Annotated in this window: 7 protein-coding genes; all 7 read left to right on the top strand. The window is 65.0% G+C overall.

Features of this window, described 5'->3' with window-relative positions; translation table 11 throughout:
• Positions 1 to 644 (top strand): class 1 fructose-bisphosphatase (locus tag IVB32_RS04670; protein ID WP_247409921.1); only part of this gene is annotated, 644 nt, incomplete at its 5' end.
• Between the two features lie 13 nt (positions 645 to 657).
• Entirely contained in the window at positions 658 to 1,533 is an 876-nt protein-coding gene (locus IVB32_RS04665) for a phosphoribulokinase (RefSeq protein ID WP_063993396.1), read from the top strand.
• Positions 1,534 to 1,549: 16 nt separating this feature from the next.
• On the top strand, positions 1,550 to 3,571 hold the full coding sequence (gene tkt, locus IVB32_RS04660; RefSeq protein ID WP_247369264.1) for a transketolase: 2,022 nt from the start codon (positions 1,550 to 1,552) through the stop codon (positions 3,569 to 3,571).
• Positions 3,572 to 3,585: 14 nt separating this feature from the next.
• Positions 3,586 to 4,671 carry a class II fructose-bisphosphate aldolase gene (gene fba, locus IVB32_RS04655; RefSeq protein ID WP_247369263.1) on the top strand — a complete coding sequence of 362 codons (1,086 nt, stop codon included), beginning with the start codon at positions 3,586 to 3,588 and terminating at the stop codon, positions 4,669 to 4,671.
• A 31-nt stretch (positions 4,672 to 4,702) separates the two neighbouring features.
• Positions 4,703 to 6,163, top strand: coding sequence for a form I ribulose bisphosphate carboxylase large subunit (locus IVB32_RS04650; protein WP_085352576.1), 1,461 nt, complete (start codon positions 4,703 to 4,705; stop codon positions 6,161 to 6,163).
• 11 nt (positions 6,164 to 6,174) lie between these two features.
• Entirely contained in the window at positions 6,175 to 6,582 is a 408-nt protein-coding gene (locus IVB32_RS04645; protein ID WP_018456187.1) for a ribulose bisphosphate carboxylase small subunit, read from the top strand.
• 98 nt (positions 6,583 to 6,680) lie between these two features.
• Positions 6,681 to 7,413, top strand: a 733-nt coding sequence (locus tag IVB32_RS04640) for an AAA family ATPase (RefSeq protein WP_247409919.1), incomplete at its 3' end; no start/stop codon positions are given.

Genomic DNA, 7,413 nt, shown 5'->3' with positions numbered 1-7,413 from the left:
CGCCCGACGATCTCGCGCTCGCCTTCCATCAGCGCGGCTCGGCGCAGCTCGCGGCGGGATTCGTCACCTACGGCCCGCAGACCTCGCTGGTGCTGACGCTCGGCGAGGGCGTCGACATCTTCACGCTTGACCGCGGGTCCGGTTGCTTCCGTCTCGCGCGTAGCGCCGTGCAAATCTCCGAGACCTGCGAGGAGTTCGCGATCAACGCCTCGAACCGCCGGCATTGGGAACAGCCGGTGCGCGCCTTCGTCGACGAATGCCTCGCCGGTGTGGAAGGGCAGGCCAACCACAATTTCAACATGCGCTGGGTCGGCTCGCTGGTGGCCGAGGCCTATCGCATCCTTACCCGCGGCGGCGTGTTCCTCTATCCCTCCGATTCACGGCCCGGCTATGGCGATGGCCGCCTGCGCCTCGTCTACGAGGCGCACCCGATGGCTTACATCGTCGAGCAGGCCGGCGGCTCGGCTTCGACCGGGCGCGAGCGTATCCTCGAACTCTCGGCGCAGAGCCTGCATCAACGCGTGCCGCTGATCATGGGTTCGAACAACGAGGTGCAGCGCGTCGAGGAACTGCATTGCGATCCCTTGCTGGTCGCCAGCGTCTCCGCACCGCTGTTCGCGCGGCGCGGCTTCTTCCGGCTCTGAGCGAGGCGCCCCGATGTCCAGGAAGCATCCGATCATCTCCATCACCGGCTCTTCCGGCGCCGGCACCACGTCGGTCAAGAAGACCTTTGAGCAGATCTTCTTCCGCGAGAAGGTCAACGCCGCCTACATCGAAGGCGACGCCTTCCATCGCTACGATCGCGCGGAAATGCGCACGCAGATGGCGAAGGAGGCCGATCGCGGCAACAGGCATTTCAGCCATTTCAGCCCCGAGACCAATCTGTTCGAGGAGCTGGAGCGGGCGTTCCGCGACTATGGCGAGACCGGCACGGCGACGACGCGGCACTACGTCCACGACGCCGAGGAATCCGCGCTGCATGGCGCCGCACCCGGCACCTTCACCGAATGGAAACGGCTGCCGGAGAGCTCCGACCTTCTGTTCTACGAGGGCCTGCACGGTGCTGTCGTTACCGACAAGGTCAACGTCGCGCGTTATGCCGACCTCAAGATCGGCGTCGTGCCCGTTATCAATCTCGAATGGATCCAGAAGCTGCACCGCGACCGCAGTGCGCGAGGCTATTCGACCGAGGCCGTTACCGACACCGTTCTGCGGCGGATGCCCGATTACATCCACTACATCTGCCCGCAATTTTCCGAGACCGACATCAACTTCCAGCGTGTGCCGACGGTGGACACCTCCAATCCGTTCATCGCGCGCTGGATCCCGACGCCGGACGAGTCGATGGTCGTGATCCGCTTCAAGAACCCGCGCGGCATCGACTTCCCCTATCTGCTCTCGATGCTGCCGCAAAGCTGGATGTCGCGTGCCAATTCGATCGTGTGTCCCGGCGCGAAACTCGATCTTGCGATGCAGCTGATCCTGACGCCGCTGATCATGCAGCTGATCGAGCGTAAGCGAAACCTGAAGTGAACGAGAGGAGGATCCGATGAACATCTCCGTCCACGCCGACGCTGACCTCACGGCGGTATCGCATGGCGATCTCGCCAACGCCGTCCGCTTCCTCGCGGTCGACGCCATCGAGACTTCGCAGTCCGGCCACCCCGGACTGCCCATGGGCATGGCCGATGTCGCCACCGTGCTGTTCTCGCGCTTCCTGAAATTCGACTCGGCTCACCCCCATTGGCCGGATCGCGATCGCTTCGTGCTGTCGGCGGGCCATGGCTCGATGCTGCTCTATGCATTGCTCCATCTCACCGGCGGCGACGTCAGCCTCGATGACATCAAGGCCTTCCGGCAATGGGGCTCGAAGACGCCGGGCCATCCGGAATATGGCCATACGCCGGGCGTCGAGACCACGACCGGTCCGCTGGGGCAGGGGATTGCGACCGCGGTCGGCATGGCACTCGCCGAGCGCATGGCCAATGTGCGACATGGCGACGGCCTCGTCGATCATTTCACGTACGTCATCGCCGGCGACGGCTGTCTGATGGAGGGCATCAGCCAGGAAGCGATCTCGCTCGCCGGGCATCTCGGGCTGGGCCGCCTGATCGTGCTGTTCGACGATAACGGCATATCCATTGACGGCCCGACCTCGCTTGCGACCTCCGATGACCAGCTCGCGCGCTTCGCTGCCTCCGGCTGGTCGGTGCGCCATGTCGACGGGCACGATCCCGAAGCAGTAGCGCAGGCGATTGCCGAGGAGCGTGAGAGCACAAGACCGTCGCTGATCGCCTGCCGCACGGTCATCGGCTACGGCGCGCCGGATCGTCAGGGCACCGAGAAGGCGCATGGCGCGCCGCTCGGCACGGAGCAGACGGCCGCGGCGCGGCGAACGCTCGGCTGGGACTATCAGCCCTTCGTGGTGCCTGTCACGATCCTGAAAGCATGGCGGATGATCGGGCAGCGCGGGCAGGTCGAGCGTCTCGCCTGGCTCGATCGCTATGAATGCGCGACGCCCGAGCAGCGCGACCTGTTTATCGAGGGCAAGGCGGTTGCCCTGCCGAACGCCTATGCCCAGGCCTCGGCGAAATTGCGCGAGCGCTTTGCCACCGAGCGTCCGAAGCTCGCGACGCGGCAGGCGTCGCAACAGGTGCTCGACGGCATCGCCGAGACGATTCCCGGATTTGTCGGCGGCTCGGCGGATCTCACGCATTCGAACCTGACGCATGCCAAGGCGCAGACCCCGGTCAAGCGCGACGCGTTCGCCGGCGATTACATCCATTACGGCATCCGCGAGCATGGTATGGCGGCCGCGATGAACGGCCTCGCGCTGCACGGGGGCTTCATTCCCTATGGCGGCACCTTCCTCGCGTTCTCCGATTACAGCCGGCCGGCGATCCGCCTTGCGGCCTTGATGCGGATCCGCGTCATTCATGTGATGACCCATGACTCCATTGGCCTCGGTGAGGACGGCCCCACGCACCAACCGGTCGAGCATCTCGCAGCGCTCCGCGTCATTCCGAACCTGCTTGTTTTCCGGCCGGCCGACGCGGTTGAGACGCTGGAAGCATGGGACTGCGCGCTCCAAGCTGAAAATCGTCCCTCCGTGCTGTGCCTGTCCCGTCAGGCGCTGCCGACCTTCCGCAGCGATGTCCGCGGGAGGAACCGCGTCGCACGCGGCGCCTATCTGATCGTCTCGCCGGACGGTGGCCGCGACGTGACGCTCATCGCAACGGGTTCGGAAGTGTCTATTGCGCTGGAGGCGGCCCGCCTGCTCGCTACCGAGCACGTCCGTGCGGCCGTGGTCTCCGCGCCCTGCTTCGCGTTGTTCGAGGAGCAGCCGGAGGATTACCGCGCCGCTGTGCTCGGCACCGCGCCGCGGGTTGGCATCGAGGCGGCAGTCGTCGGCGATTGGCACCGCTGGATCGGCACCGAGGGCGAATTCGTCGGCATGCGCGGCTTCGGCGCTTCGGCGCCGGCCCCGGTGCTCTACCGCGAATTCGGCATCACGCCGCAAGGCGTTGCGGAAGCCGCCCGGCGGGCGATGGCCCGCGCCGGCAAGCAATAACAGGAGGATTTGTCGTGGCCCGTATCACTCTTCGTCAGCTGCTCGACCACGCCGCCAGTCACGGCTACGCGGTGCCGGCGTTCAACATCAACAACATGGAGCAGGGCATCGCGATCATGCAGGCGGCGGCCGAGGTCGACGCGCCCGTCATCATCCAGGCTTCGCGCGGCGCGCGCAGCTATGCCGGCGACCTCATGCTCTCGCACATGATCGATGCGCTGGAGCGGACCTATCCAGACATCCCGCTCTGCCTGCACCAGGACCATGGCAATGACGAGGCGACCTGCGCGTCCGCGATCGCCCATGGCTTCACCTCGGTGATGATGGACGGCTCGCTCAAGGCCGACGCCAAGACCGCGGCCGACTACGACTACAACGTTGCGATCACCCGCCGCGTCGTCGATCTCGCGCATTGGGTCGGTGCCTCCGTCGAAGGCGAGCTCGGCGTGCTCGGCTCGCTCGAGCATGGGGGCGGCGAGCAGGAGGACGGTCACGGCGTCGAAGGCACGGTCAGCCATGATCAGTTGCTCACGGATCCCGACCAGGCGGTCGACTTCGTCCGCGCCACCAAAGTCGATGCGCTCGCGATCGCGATGGGCACCTCGCACGGCGCCTACAAGTTCAGCCGCAAGCCGGACGGCGACATTCTGGCGATGCGGGTGGTCGAGGAGATTCATCGCCGGCTGCCGAACACGCATCTCGTGATGCACGGCTCTTCCTCTGTGCCGCAGCCGCTCCAGGACATGTTCAACCAGTTTGGCGGCGAGATGCCGCAGACCTGGGGCGTGCCGGTCGAGGAGATCGTCCGCGGCATCACGAGCGGCGTGCGCAAGGTCAATATCGACACCGACTGCCGGCTGGCAATGACCGCGGTGTTCCGGAAAGTGGCCGCGCAAACGCGCTCGGAGTTCGATCCGCGCAAATTTCTCAAGCCCGCCATGGATGCGATGCGCGAGCTCTGCCGCGAGCGCTTCGAGCAGTTCGGCACCGCAGGCCACGCCAGCGGTATCAAGGTCGTTCCCTTGAGCGAGATGGCGCGGCGCTACCGCGCCGGCGATCTCGATCCGCGCGTCGACGCCCGCCAGCCCGTCGCGGCCTAATCATTCAGAGAGAGAAGAGCAGGAGAGAGCCATGAATGCACATGCAGGAACCGTCCGCGGCAAGGAAAGATATCGATCGGGCGTGATGGAATACAAGCGCATGGGCTATTGGGAGCCCGACTACGTGCCCAAGGACACCGACGTCATCGCGCTGTTCCGCGTCACGCCGCAAGAGGGCGTCGATCCGATCGAGGCGTCAGCCGCAGTCGCCGGCGAATCCTCGACCGCGACCTGGACGGTGGTGTGGACCGATCGGTTGACCGCCGCCGAGAAGTATCGCGCGAAATGCTACCGCGTCGATCCGGTGCCGGGCACGCCAGGCTCGTACTTCGCCTACATCGCCTATGACCTCGACCTGTTCGAGCCGGGCTCGATCGCCAACCTCTCGGCCTCGATCATCGGCAACGTATTTGGCTTCAAGCCGCTGAAGGCGCTGCGGCTGGAGGACATGCGTTTCCCCGTCGCGTATGTGAAGACGTTCCAGGGACCGGCCACCGGCATCGTGGTCGAGCGCGAGCGGCTCGACAAGTTCGGCAGGCCGCTGCTCGGCGCGACCGTCAAGCCTAAGCTCGGCCTCTCGGGCCGCAATTACGGTCGCGTGGTCTACGAGGCGCTGAAGGGCGGGCTCGACTTCACCAAGGATGACGAGAACATCAACTCGCAGCCGTTCATGCACTGGCGCGACCGCTTCCTCTATTGCATGGAGGCGGTGAACCGGGCGCAGGCGGCCTCCGGTGAGGCCAAGGGGACCTACCTGAATATCACCGCGGGAACCATGGAGGATATGTACGAGCGCGCCGAGTTCGCGAAGGAGCTCGGGTCCTGCATCGTCATGATCGATCTCGTGATCGGCTACACCGCAATCCAGTCGATGGCGAAATGGGCGCGGCGCAACGACATGATCCTGCATCTGCATCGCGCCGGTCACTCGACCTACACGCGGCAGAAAAGCCATGGGGTGTCGTTCCGCGTCATCGCCAAGTGGATGCGGCTCGCCGGCGTCGATCACATCCATGCCGGCACCGTGGTCGGCAAGCTCGAAGGCGATCCCAACACCACGCGCGGCTATTACGATGTCTGTCGCGAAGACTTCAACCCGGCCAAGCTCGAACACGGCCTGTTCTTCGACCAGTCCTGGGCGAGCCTGAACAAGATGATGCCGGTCGCCTCCGGCGGCATCCATGCCGGCCAGATGCACCAGCTGCTCGACCTGCTCGGCGAGGACGTCGTGCTCCAGTTCGGCGGCGGCACCATCGGCCATCCCATGGGCATCGCGGCCGGCGCGATCGCCAACCGTGTGGCGCTGGAAGCGATGATCCTCGCCCGCAACGAGGGCCGCGACTACGTCCACGAAGGACCGGAGATCCTGGCCAGGGCGGCCGAGACCTGTACGCCGCTGAAAGCTGCACTTGAGGTTTGGAAGGACGTCTCCTTCAATTATGAATCCACCGACACGCCGGACTTCGTGCCGACCGCGCTCGAAACCGTTTGAGGAGATTTGACATGAAGCTGACCCAAGGCTGCTTCTCGTTCCTGCCCGATCTGACCGACGACCAGATCACCAAGCAGGTGCAGTATTGCCTGACCAACGGCTGGGCGGTGAACATCGAGTTCACCGACGATCCGCATCCCCGCAACACCTATTGGGAGATGTGGGGCCTGCCGATGTTCGATCTCCAGGACGCCGCCGGCGTGATGATGGAGCTCGCCGAATGCCGCAGAGTGTATGGCGACCGATACATCCGCCTCAGCGGCTTCGACTCCAGCCATGGCTGGGAATCGGTGCGGATCTCGTTCATCGTCAACCGCCCGCCGCAGGAAGCCGAGTTCGAGCTGGTGCGGCAGGAGGTGAGCGGACGCGCGATCCGCTACACCACCGTGCGCCGGCAGCTCGCGCACGCACCAACCTAAGTCATTCTCCTCCGCGCGGAGCACTCCCTGCTCCGTTTCCTTGGCGGACCACTGCTTCGCCGCTCCCCCGCGGCGAAGCCCTTTTCTTCGAGGTGCCGATGCTGGATGTTCCCCACGCCGTGACCACTGAGCCCGGCGAGACCAGTTTCGATCTCCGCAAGGAGGCCGAAGAGGCTGGAATCACGGGCACGCTGCAGCAGCTCGAGCAGGAGCTGATCGGATTGAAGCCGGTGAAGAGCCGCGTGCGCCAGATCGCGTCGCTCTTGCTGATCGAACGTATCCGGCAGCGTGCGGGATTGGCTTCGTCGCCACCGACGCTGCATATGTCGTTTACCGGCAATCCCGGCACCGGCAAGACGACGGTCGCGCTGCGCATGGCAAAGATCCTGCACGGCCTCGGTTTCGTGCGGCGCGGGCAGGTGATCTCGGTGACGCGCGACGATTTGGTCGGCCAGTATATCGGCCACACCGCGCCGAAGACCAAGGAGATCCTGAAGAAGGCGATGGGCGGCGTGCTGTTCATCGACGAGGCCTATTATCTGCACCGTCCCGACAACGAGCGCGACTACGGCCAGGAGGCGATCGAGATCCTGCTCCAGGTGATGGAAAACCAGCGCGAGGACCTCGTCGTGATCCTTGCCGGCTATGGCGAGCGGATGACGAGCTTCTTTGCCTCTAATCCCGGCTTCCGTTCGCGGATCGCGCATCACATCGACTTTCCGGACTATGCGGAAGCCGAGCTGCTCGTCATCGCCGAGCTGATGCTGAAGGAACGGGGTTATCGCCTCTCGGCGGCGGCGCGCGAGGCGTTCGAGAAATACATCGCGCTAC

Source organism: Bradyrhizobium sp. 23 (genome assembly GCF_023073295.1).
Classification (GTDB): domain Bacteria; phylum Pseudomonadota; class Alphaproteobacteria; order Rhizobiales; family Xanthobacteraceae; genus Bradyrhizobium; species Bradyrhizobium canariense_D.
This window is presented reverse-complemented; position numbering and strand designations above follow the sequence as displayed.